Here is a 17,340-nt window from a genome sequence, read left to right as displayed (position 1 = left end):
ACCAGTGGAGGCTGCAACCTCGGGTGGCGCGGGCATCGTGTCCGACATTGATGGGAAAAACTGGGATTCTGCTTTGACTGCGACAGCGGACGTGCTCGAGCTGATCGGACAGTCTGTTCTGTCAGCGTACCAGGCTCGTTGCGCCGAGCGTGACCGGATGCCACGCTGTAAGGCGGCCTAGGCGTGAGAGAAACGCGCATTCGAGTCCATGCAGGATGGGAGTGGATCGACTGGCGCGAACTGTGGCAAGCACGGGATCTTGTCATGCTGCTCGTACGCCGCGACCTCGTCACCAAATACGCTCAGACGATGCTAGGGCCGCTTTGGTTCGTCATCCAGCCGATTGTGATGGCAATCGTCCTGTCGGTCGCCATAAATGGCGGTGCCGGTGTCACGACAGAAGGCGTCCCGCCGTTTCTCTTCAATCTCTGCAGCCTCGCGCCTTGGTTTTATTTCTCTCAGACCTTCGGCTCGGTCGGGGCCACCTTCGTCAACAACGCCGACCTGTTCCAAAAGGTCTATTTTCCTCGCAGCTCAGTTCCATTGGCCGTGGGTCTGTCGAATCTGGTCGCACTGGCCATTCAGACGAGCCTTTTCTTAATTGTTCTAGTCGCTTACCACGTCAGCGGGGTGTGGACATCGCACTCCTGGCGGATCGTCCTCATTCCTGTCCTATTCATCGAACTCGTCGTTTTCACGCTGGGGGCAGGTCTTTGCGTGGCCTCGCTTGCGGCACGCTATCGTGATCTCGTCCACGCCATGCAATACTTGCTCCTGATCGCCATGTTCGCCTCATTGGTATTCGTGCCGTTGTCTAACCTCCCGACTCACCTTCGCTGGCTCCCCTGGTTCAATCCCCTTGCGGTGATCATCGAGAGCATGAGGTCGCTCGCACTTAATACCTCAGGGGTAACGGCAATTCAGTCGGTCGTGTCAGTAGCGATCAGCGGAGGCCTGTTCCTGGTAGGGCTTCTCGCCTTCGAGAGAGCGTCCCGGACTGCAGTCGATTTGGCCTAATCGGGACATCCATGAATCCGGCGATCGAGATCAAGAACCTGTCCAAGCGATACGATTTGCACCCTCGACCGACATCGCTGCGTGAGAATATCGGCGCGTGGCTTGGCCGGGGCGAAGCGTCCGGGGCGCAGGGCACGCAATACTGGGCACTTCGCGACGTGTCGCTGACGATCGAGGCGGGCGAAGTCGTCGGCCTCATCGGCCTCAACGGGGCGGGCAAGTCAACTCTCCTCAAGATTCTCTCGCGCATTACAGATCCGTCGGCAGGAGAAATCCGCATCCGCGGCCGCGTAGGCGCCCTGCTCGAGGTTGGTGCCGGCTTCCACGGGGACCTTACCGGACGGGACAATATCTATCTGAGCGGCGCCATTCTCGGCATGTCGAAAGCAGAATTGGACAGGCGCTTTGAGGAGATTGTTGCCTTCGCTGAGATAGAGCGCTTTCTCGATGTACCTGTAAAACGCTATTCGAGTGGTATGTTCGTTCGCTTGGCCTTCGCGGTGGCCGTCCACCTCGATCCGGATATTCTCATTCTCGACGAGGTCTTGTCGGTCGGGGACTCGCGCTTCCAACGCAAGTCCCTGTCCAAGATCGAAAGCCTCGTTACGAAGGGGGGGAGAACGGTGCTCCTCGTGAGTCATAACATGGATACGGTCAATCGGCTGTGCTCCCGCTGCCTTTGGCTCGAATCCGGATCAGTGAAGGCCCTCGGCGGAACGCGGGAGGTTGTGGCATCTTATCTGACCTCGGCGGGTGACTTCGCGGGATCGAGCAATCGAATTGACGTCACGGCGGCACCTCGGACCGGCAATGGCAAAGCGCGATTCCTCGGAGTCTCCATCGATAGTGGTGATCGCTCTTCATCGGGCCAGATCTGCACCGATGGGCCGGCCCGTTGCATGCTAGACATCGAGGCTGAAAACGACATCGACGTCGATAGTCTTGCCGTGGTTATCAATAGCCTTTCGGGCCTGAAGCTCGTCAACGCAGACACGGCACTGCTCGGGAATGCCTGCCGGCTGCGCGCCGGCCGGAACCGGGTGATTGTCACGATAGATCAGTTGCACTTGCTGCCGGGAACCTACGGCCTCGAGCTCTGGATGGGACAGAGATCAGGTGACTACCTTGCAGGTGACATCCTCGATCATGTCCACCACGCCTGCCGGGTCGAGGTCCTTAGGCCGGGCGGACATGATGGAAGCGTGCTTCCGACGGAAGGCCTAATCCCCTGCGTCTACGACTTCGAGGTCGAGACCTGAGGAGGAGAAGAACGACTCACTGCGCCAACCAGGGATCGCTTGAAGGCGAGGCGCCCGATGCCGGCCCAATTCCCTAGGGCGAAATGCAGATTGATGGAGGACGGCCGCCGGTCGCGACCGCGGACCTGGTCGCGGATCACGGCCTGTGCGGCATGAAGCGTCTGACGCAATGCGGAGCGGGCGCATTGCCCAACGCAGGATGCAAAACCTCTCTCCCAGACCAAGGCGTCCACAAGTACCTGCGAGATGCCAAGACCGAACGCCAGCCGTTTTAGGTAACTTGGCGTGGTCCGGTGGGCGGGGATAACGTGATCAATTACGCAATCGGGCGTGTACCATAAGTCCCACCCGCACGCTGAAATCCGAAGGCTGATCTCCGTGTCGCCCCCCGACACAAGTCTTCGCCCAATGCGGTCAGCGAGAAAGGGCGTTTCGATCCAGCCTGTCTGTTCGAGGGCGGCGCGCCGCAGTACTATCCCGGCTCCGACCAGCCCCCAAATCCGGCATGCGTCGAGCCCATGGTCCTGGCAGGCCAGAGTCCAGCCCACAGCATCGGGAAGTGGCTCGGCGCCGTTCTCCCAGTAGGGCCTTACAACCCCCCCGAAGGCTCCGCACCGCGGATGTGCGTCCGCGAAAGCTATCGCGTTCGCCAGCCAGCTTTCATCGAGCAGGCAGTCATCGTCCACGAAAGCCAGCCACTCACCGGCCGTTTCCCTAACGCCGCGGCGGCGCGCAGGTGTCAGCCCCTGCTGGCGTTCGCTCACGACGCTCAGCTGTCCTATCCGCTTGGCGTTCTTATGGCGCTCGACGACAAGCTGGGTGTCATCTGTGCAATTGTTGTCAACAACGAGCACTTCCCAGGATCGATCGCGGCAGTATTGCCGCGCCAAACGATCCAGAGTTCGATCGAGAACAGACGAATTGTTGTACGTACAAACAACGATGCTGACTTTGAAGTTACCGCTCAAGATGAGCTCCTTCTATTGGAATTCCCCTGCGCAAGCGAGTTGTCGACGGGCCGCTGACAAGCTTACCCAAGCCCTACGGGGTGTCGATCGATGATGCATCATTTACAAAGGCTTCGCGCTCTCTCGGCTGTATTCTGGTCCCTGGCAGCGCAAAATGACCACGGTCTCTATGGCATGGCCAATACAGTGGGCATTCCCATGGCCGTCCAAAGGGCGTAGCACTTCCCGAGGCGCGGGGCCACTCGCCAGGTTACGAAGGTCTTGCGCCCCGCGACTGACACCCGTAACATGGGTTTGCAATCACGTCGAAAGGTAGTCGGGCCGAGTTCGCATCCCTCGGGAGCTAGGTCGATGACCAAGGTGCGCCACTCACCGCTCAGAGCAGCAGCCCAATAGCACGAAGCCAAGGCGTGAAACCATTTGGCAGGACCCGACAGTATGTGATGCCTGAGAGCGCCCGGGGAGTTCGCTACGCAAAATGTAGGATGCTTGCCCATCGCCTCTTGCCGAAAATCGTCAAGAAACGATTGAGGCGGCTGATGAGATATGGCCCACCCGGCGTCGGAAGGGTGCGCTTTGGCGACTTCGAGCGGACTGATCCGATCAGTCGAGATTTCGGGTATGATCGCGGAACACCAATTGATCGTATCTACATCGAAAGATTTCTGGCGGAACACGCGTCAAGCATCCACGGTAGAACGCTTGAAGTCGTCGACGACGGCTACACGGCTCGCTTCGGAGGATCGAGAACGACACAGCGTGATATCGTCGACTTGCGTCCTGAAAATACCCGCGCGACGATCGTCGGCGACCTCACGAACCTGGGCGCAGAATGGAACGATAAGTTCGATGCGATTGTACTGACCCAGACTCTGCATCTCATCTTTGATCTGCAGGAGGCCGTTTCTGCGCTCTTCCGGCTCCTCAAGAGCGGTGGAACCGTACTTGTAACGGTGCCAGGCCTGACGCCCATTGATCATCATCAGGAATATGAAACCTGGTATTGGTCGCTGACGGAAGCTTCCGCTCGCCGATTGTTCTCGGATGTCTTTGGGGCGGACTCGACGCATATTGCCGTCTATGGAAACGTCTGCTCTGCGGTATGCTTTCTCGAAGGTATTGCTGCGGAAGAGCTCAAGCCAGAAATGCTACACGCGCAGGATCATCACTTTCCCGTCACCATCGGGATATGCGCCACAAAAGGCTAATAGAATGGCTTGGACGCTCAAGACAAGGTTGCGCGGCGTTTTACGTCGCCGCGTCTTCAAGCCGGTGATCCTGATGTATCATCGCATCGTTGCAACGGACCTGGATCCGTGGGAACTCGCCGTTTCGCCAACCAATTTCGAGAAGCAGGTGCGGGACCTCGCAAAGACGAGACGTGTGCTACCGTTGCGCGAGTTCGCATCGAGGCACATTGAAGGAAGCCTTCCACCTGACGCTGCAGCCATTACTTTCGACGACGGCTACGCGTGCAATGCCTTAATCGCGGCGCCTGTCCTGGAAACGCTCGGTCTTCCAGCTACGTTCTTTCTGGTAACGTCCATGCTCGGGAAAACCGATGAGTTCTGGAACGATGCTCTCGAACGGGTTATCTTCGATCCTAGGGCCGCAGGACCAGCCTCCATCGTCGTCGCCGGTCGCGATGCTCATGTTGATCTGGGTGAACAGACCGATGACTATCAATTGGGCCGAGGGTGGCGAGCTATGCACGAGCCGCCTCGAACTGCGCGCGAGCAGGCCTATCTCAAGCTTTGGAAGGTTCTGAAGCCAGCCTCTTTTGATGTGCAGTACCAAGCAATCGAATCACTCGCTCGCCAGGTCGGCAGTGACTTGGCGCCTCGAACCAGCCACCGACCCATGACGATTGATGAAGCCCGAATGCTCTCGCGAAGGTCGCGCTTGGACATTTCAGGTCACACGGACACCCACGTTTCCCTCCCATTGTGGGATCGGCACATCCAGCTGAAGGAGATCCAAAAAAGCTGCCGGACGTGCGAGGACCTGTCGTGCCGCCCATGCACCACATTCGCCTACCCCTATGGCGACTATTCCGACCTGACCATCGAATGCGCAAAAGAGTCGGGGCTGGTCTGCGCCGTGTCGGCCTACCCCAGACCTGTGGCGAACACGGACCTCCCTCTGGTGCTGCCGCGGATCATGATGACGAACGAGAGCATTGTCAGATATCTGGACGCCAATTGATGCATAAGCCCATGTTCGGCGAGCACGGTCGCGGCGTCATTGTTCAGCCCGTGATCTGGCCTTCAGTCGGGTCGAGATCACGCCAGTCTCCACGATCGGAAGCACGAAATTCTGCGCCATCACGGCTTGGCAGATCTGCTTCTTGAGCAAAGGGCCCACCGAGCGCTCTCGTAGAAACTTTGTAAAAGATGAGATAAGTTTCTTCTGAACGATTAAATGTGTGGTCGTTCCAAAAATCATAGAAAACGGAGCTCTTTTTAAGTAAGTCGACAACACCTCTCGTAAGTACCGCTCGATGATCATCTCCCTAACACGTGCACTAGAGAAATTCTGGTCAACGAGGACTTCCACTTGTCCGACCTCGGCTCGATCGGAGCGAACGACGGCAATGAAAGACCTGATGCCTGGACCAAGATTGATCTGCGGAATGGCTCCGGGAATTCGGACGACCCGCGAGGCCACACTTCCAACAACGCCAATGGTGTCGGACGCATTAGCGGTAGCGGCGAGACGTTCGGTATGGTCCAGCACGTCGTTCACGAAAGAAGGCCCGCAGTGAGCAATCGTGCCAATTTTTTCTGTGAACTCTTGAAGGTGAGGTTTCAGTGTAGGCCAGCAGGTTTCCCAATTGGGCCTGAAGTCGCCTAATCCGATGGGAATGGCGTCGAACAAGGCCGCTCCGATATCAGAAGCTGCCAAGGGCTCGGCAGGAAGAGCTTGCATCCCTCTCAAGACGCCCTGGAGTGAGTGCTTGCGTGCGATTGCAAGACCCGCCAACCAACTGGCAAAGCGATATGCCGCAGCGGGGAACTCTGCAGGCGATACGCCTTCGGCATACATGGGATGAGGTCTTGGAACTCGGGGATCGGGGCCGTGCCCCCGGGCGATGACGATGAGACCGTCTCGAAACTCCTGCTCGTAGTAGGTACTGAGCGAGGATTCTGTTTGGCGATAAAAGGCCACGAACTCATCAACGCCCCTGCAGCGGGCGCCAGACCGGATGACACGTTGCCAGAGATCCCAGTCTGCGCAGCCCATCAATGTTTCATCAAAACCGCCAAGCTCGTGAAAGGTCGAGTTTTTCAATATGCATGCATGGATCATAAACGTCGCCGTTGATGCAAGGCGATGGAATAAGTCGCCCCCGGGCAGGCGTACCTGCGATCGATCCTGGCTGCGGCTCCCGCACACGCGAAGGCCTAAGGCGTGCACAAGATGCACATCCTGGCCGGCAACGCGCAATAGGGAGCCAAGGGCATTAGGAGCGAGCCAGTCGTCGCTGTCGAGAAAGAGCAACCAATCTGCCTTTGCTTTTGCCGCCCCTGTGTTTCTGGCCGAAGCAGCACCTTGCTGTGTCTGCAACCAGAGCGAAATTCTGGGGTCATGGGACGCGAGATTCTGAAGCACGGCGGGTGTTTCATCGGTTGACCCATCGTCAACGAGAATGGCTTCCCAGTCGGCGAGGGATTGCGCCTTAAGTGAAGCCACCGCTTCGAGGATTAGCATGGGCTGATTGTGGACGGGGATGACTATGGAAACCTGCGGCATAGTGGTCCTGTCCAAGGCATCCGAACGCTCGTGACCTCTTGAGGATATCGCGACCAGGATGGTGAGCGCGCCTTCGCGGCGGCAATTAGTCCGTAGAACGTTAACTTTTTCTGGGAGCGGATCAAGATGGCAAAAGGCAGCTCAGCGGCCGATGGTGCGTCGAGGGAGTATACCGGCGTGTGGAGGTAGCCACTTAGATCCCGCGCGAACGCCAGGATCCGACTCTCCGCGGCCGCATCGACATCACAACAGCTTGTGGAGCCTCGCCGACGTCCCGCATTGGGGTCGCGACTTGCCCTTGCCCCCGAAACTTGAATGTCGCCAACGGGTCAGCAGCGCTGGTCGCGCGCATGTCGGATTTTTGAACGGAAAACGGCCCCCGAAGGTCTCGAAAGGGCTCTTCCGGATGTTGACGCCCCCTACGAACATGTAGGCGTTGAAGCGGAATGGTATTAGTCTGCACGGTCTGGGGCTTCAGGGACGCGGCAAACGCATGGATTTCAGCTCAGGCCATGGCTATTTCCTCATCGGCGGCCTCATCCTCGTCGGTGCCGGGCTCCTGATCCTTTCGCTGATCGTCAATATTCGTGTGGCACACAGCGTGCGCCACGACATGCGCCATCGTGAGAAGCTGTTGGAGTATTATCGCAACATCTTTTCCCAACTCGGCGTGATCCTGATCGGAATTGGCGTTTCCCTGTTCATCTTCTTTTTTCAGCAGAATTATCAGGACCAGCGCAAACGCGAAACGGAGCTGCAGCTGGCTCTCGCCAAACTGGCCGCGCGCATTGCTCGCGGCGCCGCCGTCGTCGAATTCCTTGGCGAATTCGATGCGCTGCTGGATGATGGCGGGCCTTACATCAGCCCGGAGCTCGGTGGAACGAACGCCGCGATCAGCGCGCACGGGGCGGAACTCGGCAAGCAGGTCGCCCAGATCCTTCTGGTTGAGCGCGACGTTGAGGTTCAAGGGTTCGAGATCCTGAATTTATCGCGCGATTTCGAAGCATCGTTCGTCGTCAACGAACTCGATCCCACGCTGTGGTTCAACATCGTCCGGGATGAGAGCGAGATCAAATATGCCACCACTCAGCTCGCTCTCGACTACAAGGACCTGCAGGATGCGATCGGCGGAGACTCAATCGCGGTTGCGATCGCAAATCCTGAAAAGGAGGCAAAGATCAAGCAGGAGGTGCTCGACATCTTTTATGATGCCGACCTCTTGCGCCAGCGCAGCCGAAGACTTCTCGGCCGTGCGTGCTGGCTTTTCAGCCAGGGGCGCAGCTTCGTCAAGCTTGGACCGGTCGACGAGATCGAAGCCGATGCCAGATCGCACCAGGAATGGATCGATCGGTCGAAACATTTGCTGACGCAGTTGAAGTCGGGAAGCGGCGATTGTTTCAAATTGCTCGAGTTCAACCCGGCGCCCTGAATTGAGAACGCGCCGGTAAAGGGCCCGCCCGCCCCGCCGCTCTACGTCTCAGACTCGGTCAGCTGGCGACCGCCGGTGGTCGATATGAGGGCGCAATGTTGCCCGCCGATTGGAAACGAGAAGTGGAGTTGCTCTGGCGCACGCCAGGTAAATTGGAGACGCGATTTTGCGGCGCCTGGCCTAATCGCTGCTGATGCAGAACCGGATGACCATTCCGATCCAAGGCTCTATAACAGGCCGACAGAATTGCGATGACAAGGGGAGACGATGCGCTACATACGTCCGCTTTCAATGGAAGATGCCGTTGGCCAGTTGGCCGGCTCGCCTGGCACCGCCGCCATTCTCGCCGGAGGCAGCGACCTCCTGGTGAGAATGAAAGGCGGCTTTATCGAGCCCGACCTGATCGTTGACATCAAGGCAATCGATGGACTGGTCGAGATCAGGGAAACGGCGGAGGGCTTCAGCATCGGTGCCGCGGTCTCCTGCGCCCTGATGGGAGAGAGCGCGGCCTTGATGAGGGAATGGCCGGGCGTCGTCGAAGCGGCCAAGCTGATTGGCTCGAAACAGGTGCAGGGTCGCTGCACCATCGTCGGCAATCTTTGCAACGCCTCGCCGGCCGCCGACAGCGTGCCGGCGCTGGTGGCCGCCGGCGCCAGGGCATTGATTGTCGGGCCAGCAGGCAGGCGCACCGTCGTGGTGGAGGCAGTCCCGACCGGGCCTGGCAAGACGTCGCTCGCCAAGGGAGAAATCATCGAGGCGATCCTGCTCGACAGGCGCGCGCCGCGCTCCGGCGATGCCTATCTGCGTTTCATTCCACGCACGGAGATGGACATCGCCGTGGTCAGCGCCGGGGTGAACCTGACGCTCGATGAACAAGGTGTGGTCAAATCGGCCCGCGTGGCACTGGGCGCCGTGGCGCCGACGGTGCTGCTGGTGGAAGAGGCGGCCGAGGCCCTCATCGGCAGGAAGCTGGACGAAGCGGCACTTGAGCGGCTCGCCAAGGTCTGCTCGGGGGCCTGCCGCCCCATCGACGACAAGCGGGGCACCATCGAGTTCAGAAGAAAAGTTGCGGGTGTGCTGGCCAGGCGGGCCGCCACGACCGCCTATGCGCGTGCAGGAGGCAAATGATGGCTGGTGTAGCAGTTTTAACCACAATCAACGGCGACAATGTCGAGTACCTTTGCCAGCCGGACGAGACGCTGCTCGACGTGCTGCGCGACCGCCTCGGGCTGACGGGTGCCAAGGAAGGCTGCGGCACCGGCGACTGCGGCGCCTGCAGCATCATCCTCGACGACCGGCTGGTGTGCTCGTGCCTGGTGCTTGGCGCCGAGGCCGAAGGTCGGCGCGTCGAGACCATCGAGGGCATGGCGCATGGCGACAGGCTGCATCCGCTGCAGCAGAAGTTCCTCGAGCACGCGGCGCTGCAATGCGGCGTCTGCACGCCGGGCTTCCTGATCGCGGCGAAGGACCTTTTGGCGAAGAACCCCGACCCGACCGAGGAGGAAATCCGCTTCGGCCTCGCCGGGAACCTCTGCCGCTGTACCGGCTATGACAAGATCGTGCGCGCCGTCCAGGACGCCGCCAGCGTGATGAAGGGAGCATGACGATGAACTTCGATCCGCGCTATTCCGGACGCAATTTCACCTCCGTCGGCACGCGTCCCATCCGCCCCGACGGCGTCGACAAGGTAACGGGCCGCGCCCGCTATGGCGCGGACTTCAACATGGCCGGCCAGTTGGTCGGACGTGTTCTGAGAAGCCCGCACGCGCACGCCACGATCAGGAAGATCGACACCTCGAAGGCGGAGAAGCTCAACGGCGTGAAGGCGGTGATCACCGCGGCCGACCTGCCCGACCTCACCGACGGCGATGCCGCCATGTACGACATTCTCGACAACTGCATGGCGCGCAAGAAGGCGCTCTATGACGGCCATGCGGTGGCCGCGGTCGCCGCGGTCGACGCCCGCACGGCAAGGCAGGCGCTGAAGCTTATCGAAGTCGACTATGAGGTGCTGCCGCATGTGACCGATGTCGACGAGGCGATGAAGCACACGGCACCCCTACTTAACGACGCCATCTTCACCGAGGGCCTCGAGGAAAAGCCCGTCAGGCCTTCCAACGTCACCAAGCGCACGCAGTTTGGCCATGGCGACGTCCATGAGGGATTTGGCCAGGCCGACTACGTCGTCGAACGCTCCTTCAAGACCGAGCAGACGCACCAGGGCTATATCGAGCCGCATGCCTGCGTGGCGAGCGTCAGCGCCGACGGCACCGCCGACCTTTGGGTCTGCACGCAAGGCCATTTCGTCTACCGCCAGCACTGCGCCCAACTGCTTGGCATGGAAGCCTCGAAGCTGCGCGTCACCTCGTCGGAGATCGGCGGCGGTTTCGGCGGCAAGACCCATGTCTGGGCCGAGCCGGTGGCGCTGGCGCTGTCGCGCAAGGCCGGACGGCCGGTCAAGCTGGTGATGACGCGTGACGAGGTGTTCCGCGCCTCCGGGCCGACCAGCGCCACCTCGATCGACGTCAGAATCGGCGCCCGCAAGGACGGCACGATCACCGCGGCCGAGGCGACACTGCGCTATTCCTGCGGCCCCTATGCCGGGATGTGGGCTGAGATCGGGGCCATGACGGCGTTCGCCTGCTACAGGCTCGAGAACGTCAGGACGGTTGGCTACGAAGTTCTGGTCAGCCGGCCGAAGACGGCCGCCTATCGCGCGCCATCGGCGCCGATGGCGGCGTTTGCGGTGGAAAGTGCCGTCGACGAGCTGGCCAAGGAGATCGGCATGGATCCGGTCGAGTTCCGGATCAAGAACGCCGCCCAGGAAGGCACCAGATCGTCCTACGGCCCGGTCTACGGCCCGATCGGCATCGGCCCGACGCTGGAAGCGGCGAAGAACCATCCGCACATGAAGGCGCCGCTGGGCAAGAACCAGGGCCGCGGCATGGCTTGCGGCTTTTGGTTCAACTTCGGCGGCCAGACCTGCACCGACCTCAACATCGGCATGGACGGCTCGGTCTCGCTTGCCGTCGGCACGGTCGATGTGGGTGGTTCCCGCGCGTCGCTGTCGCTGGTGGCGGCGGAGGAACTCGGCATCGCTTATGAGCAGGTCAAGGCGGTGGTGGCTGACACCTCCAGCCTCGGCTACAACGACATGACGGACGGCAGCCGCGGCACCTTCTCCTCCTCGATGGCGACGATCTCGGCCGCCCGCAACGCCATCAAGATCCTGCGCGAGCGCGCCGCCCAGATGTGGGACATTCCCCTCGACGATGTCGTCTGGGAAAAAGGCCACGCGATTGCCAAAGGCGAGAAGTACGGCAACCTTGCAGCGCTGTCCCTAAGGGAGATCGCGGCCGCGTCTGGAAAAACGGGCGGGCCGATCGCCGGCCACAGCGAGCTCGTCGCCGACGGCGCCGGCGTCTCCTTCGCCACCCATGTCTGCGATATCGAGGTCGATCCGGAGACCGGCGCCACGAGGGTCCTGCGCTACACCGTCGTGCAGGATGCCGGTAAGGCGGTGCACCCGACCTATGTCGAGGGGCAGTACCAGGGGGGTGCTGCGCAAGGCATCGGCTGGGCGCTCAACGAAGAGTACATCTACGGCAAGGACGGGCGGCTGCAGAACCCCGGCTTCCTCGACTACCGCATCCCGGTCTGCTCGGACCTGCCGATGATCGACACGCAGATCCTCGAGATCCCCAATCCCAACCATCCTTACGGGGTGCGTGGCGTCGGCGAGACCTCGATCGTGCCGCCGCTGGCGGCGATCGCCAATGCGGTGTCGAACGCCGCGGGCGTGCGGATGACGCATATCCCGATGTCGCCACCGCGGATTCTCGCGGCGATCGAGGCGGAACGGGGAGGCTGATGGTCGAAGTAACGCTCTGGGGATCGCTCGGCGCAATCGCAGGAGGCAAGAGCAAGGTCGAGATCGAGGCGAAGGATATTCGGGAGCTGTTCAGGAAGCTGGCTGAGCAGTATCCCGGCTTCGAGCCCTACATCGACCGCGGCATCGCAGTCGCCATAGACGGGACAATTTATCGAGATACGTGGTCGAAGGAACTGCCGCAGGGGGCGGAGATCTTTCTGCTACCGCGGTTGGCTGGGGGGTGAGTGGGGCGAGGACGCGCGGTATATAGAATGGCAGCTTTGCGCCCTCATTTCGGTCGTTCGACGGCTCAAAGCCAGACTTTCAAAGCGGTCGCGAAGGAGCTGCAGAAAGTCGCTATTTTTGTTAAATTGACCAGTGCGGGCCGTGACTAGGCAACATTCTTTGCGGATCCTATAAAGCAGAATGATTTAAGATCTTTAACCGAGTGGGCGGGCAATGATTTTTGAGGTTACTTCGGACCAAATTGAACGGTTAGATGAAAATCAAGTTGTAGACCTGCTTCGCCGCCTTATCAGTACGGAGCTGAACAAAAATTCTATTCCGTTGCGATCCGGTACTGCCCCTGCGCAGATAACCATTCCAGACGGCGGTGACGATGCGCGTGTCTCATGGTCTGGCGGCCCAAATGAAACCGATTGGTTGCCAAGCCGTTTTACAGTTTTTCAAAGTAAGAAAGGAACAACCTCTCCCGCAGGGTTGAAGGCGGAGACCCAGACCAAATCCACACAAGGCACGAATGCTCCAAAATTGAGCGAGGCTCTTAAGGAAGCCATTTCACAAAGCGGTGCCTATGTCATCGTTACACCCACGCCGGTTGTCGGCACAAACGTCGATCGCCGCATAAAAGCTATTCGAGAGGGGATCAACGATGCGGGCAACGATCCATCCCTGCTATCCTCGATCCAAATTTACGATTGCAATAGACTTGCTGCATGGACGAATACGCATCCGTCAGTAGCGCTATGGCTCAATGCCTTGCTGCGAGATGTCCATCTTGGCGGCTTTCAAACCTTCGATGATTGGGGGCGTGCTCCTGAGATTTCCGAAATCGCATTTCAGCAAAATGACGATACACGGTTGTCGCCAAGGGATCGGAAATCCAAACTTGGCAAAACGAGGATGCCTCGATTTCGCAGGCGAAATCCTTTGACGAAATCCGGGAGGTCATATCTACCTTTCTCGCTACACGGGGAAATGCCGTTCGCGTAATCGGACCGTCAGGATTTGGAAAAACGCGTCTCGTCCACCAGCTCATCGCAGGCCAGGCCGCGTTGCCTCAGGATGTCTTGAGCGAGGGGCAGGTCATCTACTGTTTCTACGAGGACGTTAGAGATCGTCTTTTGAATATAGCGCGCGAAATTGCCGACACCGGATCGCGTGCGTTAATGATTATCGATGACTGCCCAGACTCCGTACATACGCGGTTGAGTGAAACCGTCCATCGGGACGGTTCACGCTGCCATCTCATAACGATAGGCGTGGAGACCAAGGCGTACGGTATGCGCCGTAATCTGATCGTTGAACTCAATGCCGCGTCGAACGAGTTGATCGGCCGTATTGCCGAGGCAACAAACAAACAGCTCAGTGAAAAGAATGCTTCGCTAATCCGCGACTTGTCGCAAGGTTTCCCGAGGATGGCGGTTTTCGCATCCCGGGCCTTGGAAGGCGGAGACGAAGAACTGAGCTCGGTTGAGACACTGATTTCGAGGATCGTTTGGGGCGAGCATGAAATCGACCAATCAGCCTTTGAAGGCCTACAACTTCTGAGCCTTTTCACAATCGTTGGAATGGAAAACGATGCCGCAAAAGAACTCGAAGAAATAGCGGATTATTGCGGCAAGACAGCACGACAAATGTTCAACGAATTGCGGCGCTTTGCCGAGCGAGGGGTCCTGTTTCGTCAGGGGGATTATGGGGAAGTGCAACCGCTCCCTCTCGCCATGCGCTTGTCAAATCAATGGCTCGAAAGCAACCCCGCTGGGACGTTGGAGGACTTGTTCCGTTCTCTCAGCGAAGAGATGAAGCTGAGAATGGTTGGACGCCTGCGTTGGGTGTCGTGGTCAGACAGGGTATCAAATTTTGGTCGAGCTTTGCTTTCTGAGGCGTTGCCAAACGAGGCTGCACTGGACAGTGAGTTCGGATCAAAGCTCCTCGACCGCTTTGTTCACCTTGCTCCCGATGCAACGATGGAGCACTTGGACAGACTACTTTCGGGTAAATCAATCGATGAACTCGCAGCATTTGACACAGGCAGGCGATACGCTATTTGGGCGTTGGAAAAGCTGGTTTTCCGCCGTCAGACCTTTGATGCTGCGGCAAGGTTGCTGCTAAAGCTTGGTGCAGCGGAAAACGAAAATTGGGCGAACAACGCATCTGGTCAGTTCACCGGCTTGTACCAGCTTTATCTATCAGGAACGGAAGCTACGCCGGAAGAAAAGCTCGTTGTGCTGGATGACGGCTTGGCTGACGCCGATGAACGGGTGCGCAAGCTCTGCGTTGATGCACTTAATCGTATGCTCGAAAATTGGCATTTTTCCAGGTCCGGCGGCTCGGAACATATCGGAGCCGGAGAAGCTTTGCAGGATTGGCAACCCGAAACATATGGAGAGGTTTTCGATTATTATCGCGCAGCACTGTCACGCCTTGAGCGAATTGCCCTTAATACCAAAGATCCGAGCCATCAGACGGCGCTAAACACTATCGGTTCGCATTTGAGGAGTCTGTTCTCCAATGTCAGTTTGCTCGATGAAATTCAGGCAATGATAGCGCGGTTGCGCAAAGCTTACCCCGCATGGCACAAAGCAGCACTTGGGGTCAATGAATGGCTGTATTTTGATCGAAACGGTGCGGATGAGCCGTACCAGCGACGGCTTCGTGAATACTACGACGAGCTTCTTCCGACCGATCCGCTAGAGCAAATTCACTTTTACAGCAGCGGTTGGGCGACAGATATTCATGATCCGGATGTCAGTTATGACCGGGAGGGTGATAACGATCATCACTACGGCAAAAACAAGATACACGAGCTTGTCGATGCAGCGCCGAATGAAGCCGCATATTTCTTTCCGTTCTTAGATACGCTTTTGGAAAGAAACACGAATTCAGGATGGATTGCCGTGGTTCGCATTGCGCGGCATGTCGATGACCCCGAACATCTGTTGCGACATCTTGTGCAAAACATAACCGCAGACGGCGAAATTGCGGTCATTTCAAATATTGCGCGCAATGTCATTTCCGGTGCGGCCCAAACCGACAGAAACAAAGGCCTCGAATGCCTGGCGCTCGCACTTGATGTTCAGAGTTTAAGCGGGGCATCAGTCGAATTTCTTGCTTCGGTCGGGCTGGATGACGCGCTCATGCGACGCGCAATCGAGTTTGTGCAAAACGATACGGTTGAACCGCATCAGGTTTCTGTCATCGCCTTCAACGATATTCTGCAAACCGTTGATTACGGTTTGATTGAGCTGCTGGTGAGCACATTGCTGACCAAACAAGCTCACGGAGCATGGGCGGCCGTCGATTTCCTGGTGCACGTTTTGTATCGCTCTGATCCCAATGAAGGGAGACTGCTTCAAAGTCTTAAAGCGGTTGTGACCAACCGCGCCTTATTCGATAAACCACGATATTCAAACATGGACTGGTATCATTGGTGCGAGTTGGTCGAAAAGGTCCTTAATGGTGGCCATGTAGATGATGCCTTTAGTGTCGAATTGGTGGACTTCATCATCAGCGTGACGTCCGTCAAGGAGTACAATGTTCAACTCTCGTTCGACGATTACGCCCAAAAGATACTTCGGCGCATAATATCCAGCTCACCACGTTTGGTTTGGGAGAAATACCACGAAGCTCTAGAATCCCTAGACGGGCGAGCCCTATATCGACTTCGAAGTTTGTTCGAAGCAGGCGTGGGAGAGCCCTCGGCTCCTGGCGTGTTCAACGATATTCCGGCTGAAATTTACGTGCCGTGGATGCTTGAGAATAAAGAGGAGCGAATGCCGTTTATTCTGGATTGGATTCAGCTCTTTGATGGCACAAAAAATGCGCGCAATTGGAATTCGGCATTTGTGTCATTTGTCGATGCTCATGTGGACCGTGCGGAAAGACTGAATGCTCTACGCTCCAGGCTAACCACCGGCATGTGGTGGGGTTCGTATGCCAACAAGTTAGAAGCCGAACGCGATTTATTGCTGCAACTGCGGGAGCTTTCAAGAAATCCAAATGTCCATCGATGGATTGATAAAACGATGTCACAAATGGAGCAGAATATCACAGATGAACGCAGGCGCGATGCAAATCGGGAAGCTTCGTATCGGGCGTGAGCGGGTTTGGTGCGTGGATTGTCTCATTTGCAAATTCGGCGTTTTAAACCTGCCGGTCCGCAGCCGGCCCCAAGGCAGACAGTTTTCGTCGGCCAAGTCGGGCCGCCACCAGCAATAAATTCGCCCTCCCCTAAGCCCCCAACGTCGGCTCAGTATTCACCTCCAGCGCCTCTTCCGCCTCGTCCTCTTCGCCAAGAATCTCTCCGTTCACCCCCAACGCCCGCCCGATCCAGATCGAGTCGACCAGATGGTCGCGCTTGGGGTTGGTGGTGTTGGGGTGGACGAGGATGCTCAAGCCGCCATGGTTCAGCATCAGCCACGGAACGAGGGTAGCGAAAATCCCGGTGGCGAAGGAGACCTGGTACATGGCCTGTTTGTGTGGGCCGACCGGCTCGTCGCGCCAACTGCCCAGGCGCACGCGGAAGCGCTCGCCGATGCGCAGGCGCAGCCATTCGGCATGCTGGCGCTCGGCCTGCCCGTCGTAGTAGATATGCGCGTGATAGCTGGCAATTTCCGCAAGCGGCCTTGGACTGGCGGCGTCTTCGTTCACCTTGATGCTCTCCTTCGATGATTACGGCAGACCCGAAGCATGGAAGGCCGACCTTGTCGATTGATGCCGCGTCTTGCAGCCGCATATGGCGCTCCCCCACTCCGTCTCGGCTTCGCCGAGCCACCTCTCCCCCACATCGTGGGGGAGAGG

At 58.3% G+C, this 17,340-nt stretch carries 14 protein-coding genes; 11 read left to right on the top strand and 3 right to left on the bottom strand.

Translation table 11 applies throughout. From position 1 onward, the window contains the following. Positions 1-264: 264 nt before the first annotated feature. Both BQ8794_RS29575 and BQ8794_RS29570 read left to right on the top strand, forming a co-directional pair. Positions 265-1,017, top strand: coding sequence for an ABC transporter permease (locus BQ8794_RS29575; protein WP_077382510.1), 753 nt, complete (start codon positions 265-267; stop codon positions 1,015-1,017). 11 nt (positions 1,018-1,028) lie between these two features. Further along, positions 1,029-2,276, top strand: a complete 1,248-nt coding sequence (locus BQ8794_RS29570) for an ABC transporter ATP-binding protein (protein ID WP_077382507.1) — start codon at positions 1,029-1,031, stop codon at positions 2,274-2,276. Here the strand turns inward: BQ8794_RS29570 and BQ8794_RS29565 are convergent. Next, positions 2,252-3,244 carry a glycosyltransferase gene (locus tag BQ8794_RS29565; protein ID WP_167378894.1) on the bottom strand — a complete coding sequence of 331 codons (993 nt, stop codon included), beginning with the start codon at positions 3,242-3,244 and terminating at the stop codon, positions 2,252-2,254. The genes BQ8794_RS29570 and BQ8794_RS29565 overlap by 25 nt on opposite strands. A gap of 485 nt (positions 3,245-3,729) precedes the next feature. Here BQ8794_RS29565 and BQ8794_RS29560 point away from each other — a divergent pair, with 485 nt between their 5' ends. Together BQ8794_RS29560 and BQ8794_RS29555 are read left to right on the top strand one after the other, a co-directional pair. Then, positions 3,730-4,452, top strand: coding sequence for a class I SAM-dependent methyltransferase (locus tag BQ8794_RS29560; RefSeq protein ID WP_167378893.1), 723 nt, complete (start codon positions 3,730-3,732; stop codon positions 4,450-4,452). Positions 4,453-4,456: 4 nt separating this feature from the next. Beyond that, positions 4,457-5,449: a polysaccharide deacetylase family protein gene (locus tag BQ8794_RS29555; RefSeq protein ID WP_167378892.1), complete on the top strand. Its 993-nt coding sequence runs from the start codon at positions 4,457-4,459 to the stop codon at positions 5,447-5,449. 36 nt (positions 5,450-5,485) lie between these two features. On the opposite strand, the gene BQ8794_RS29550 is transcribed toward BQ8794_RS29555, so the two are convergent. Beyond that, on the bottom strand, positions 5,486-6,997 hold the full coding sequence (locus tag BQ8794_RS29550) for a glycosyltransferase family 2 protein (protein ID WP_077382496.1): 1,512 nt from the start codon (positions 6,995-6,997) through the stop codon (positions 5,486-5,488). A gap of 493 nt (positions 6,998-7,490) precedes the next feature. Between BQ8794_RS29550 and BQ8794_RS29545 the strand changes: the two genes are divergently transcribed. From BQ8794_RS29545 to BQ8794_RS29520, 7 genes are all read left to right on the top strand, one after another. Continuing rightward, positions 7,491-8,426 carry a hypothetical protein gene (locus tag BQ8794_RS29545; protein ID WP_077382494.1) on the top strand — a complete coding sequence of 312 codons (936 nt, stop codon included), beginning with the start codon at positions 7,491-7,493 and terminating at the stop codon, positions 8,424-8,426. Positions 8,427-8,693: 267 nt separating this feature from the next. Then, positions 8,694-9,554 carry an FAD binding domain-containing protein gene (locus BQ8794_RS29540; RefSeq protein ID WP_077382491.1) on the top strand — a complete coding sequence of 287 codons (861 nt, stop codon included), beginning with the start codon at positions 8,694-8,696 and terminating at the stop codon, positions 9,552-9,554. Further along, the gene (locus BQ8794_RS29535; RefSeq protein WP_077382487.1) at positions 9,554-10,030 is read left to right on the top strand and encodes a (2Fe-2S)-binding protein; all 477 of its coding nucleotides are present in this window, start codon (positions 9,554-9,556) and stop codon (positions 10,028-10,030) included. Before BQ8794_RS29540 ends, BQ8794_RS29535 begins: the two co-directional genes overlap by 1 nt. A gap of 2 nt (positions 10,031-10,032) precedes the next feature. Then, positions 10,033-12,297 carry a xanthine dehydrogenase family protein molybdopterin-binding subunit gene (locus tag BQ8794_RS29530; protein WP_077382484.1) on the top strand — a complete coding sequence of 755 codons (2,265 nt, stop codon included), beginning with the start codon at positions 10,033-10,035 and terminating at the stop codon, positions 12,295-12,297. Continuing rightward, positions 12,297-12,542, top strand: coding sequence for a MoaD/ThiS family protein (locus BQ8794_RS29525; protein ID WP_077382481.1), 246 nt, complete (start codon positions 12,297-12,299; stop codon positions 12,540-12,542). The genes BQ8794_RS29530 and BQ8794_RS29525 overlap by 1 nt, the downstream gene beginning before the upstream one ends. 214 nt (positions 12,543-12,756) lie before the next feature. Continuing rightward, complete coding sequence (locus BQ8794_RS35240; RefSeq protein WP_143744757.1) at positions 12,757-13,530, top strand: hypothetical protein; 774 nt, start codon at positions 12,757-12,759, stop codon at positions 13,528-13,530. Positions 13,531-13,607: 77 nt separating this feature from the next. Continuing rightward, the gene (locus BQ8794_RS29520) at positions 13,608-16,640 is read left to right on the top strand and encodes a hypothetical protein (RefSeq protein WP_077382478.1); all 3,033 of its coding nucleotides are present in this window, start codon (positions 13,608-13,610) and stop codon (positions 16,638-16,640) included. A 130-nt stretch (positions 16,641-16,770) separates the two neighbouring features. Here BQ8794_RS29520 and BQ8794_RS29515 read toward each other — a convergent pair whose 3' ends face one another. After that, a complete protein-coding gene (locus tag BQ8794_RS29515; RefSeq protein WP_077382476.1) occupies positions 16,771-17,190 on the bottom strand; it encodes a DOPA 4,5-dioxygenase family protein in 420 nt (139 codons plus the stop codon). Positions 17,191-17,340 lie beyond the last annotated feature (150 nt).

The sequence above is a fragment of the Mesorhizobium prunaredense genome (assembly GCF_900156895.1).
Lineage (GTDB): Bacteria > Pseudomonadota > Alphaproteobacteria > Rhizobiales > Rhizobiaceae > Mesorhizobium > Mesorhizobium prunaredense.
This window is presented reverse-complemented; position numbering and strand designations above follow the sequence as displayed.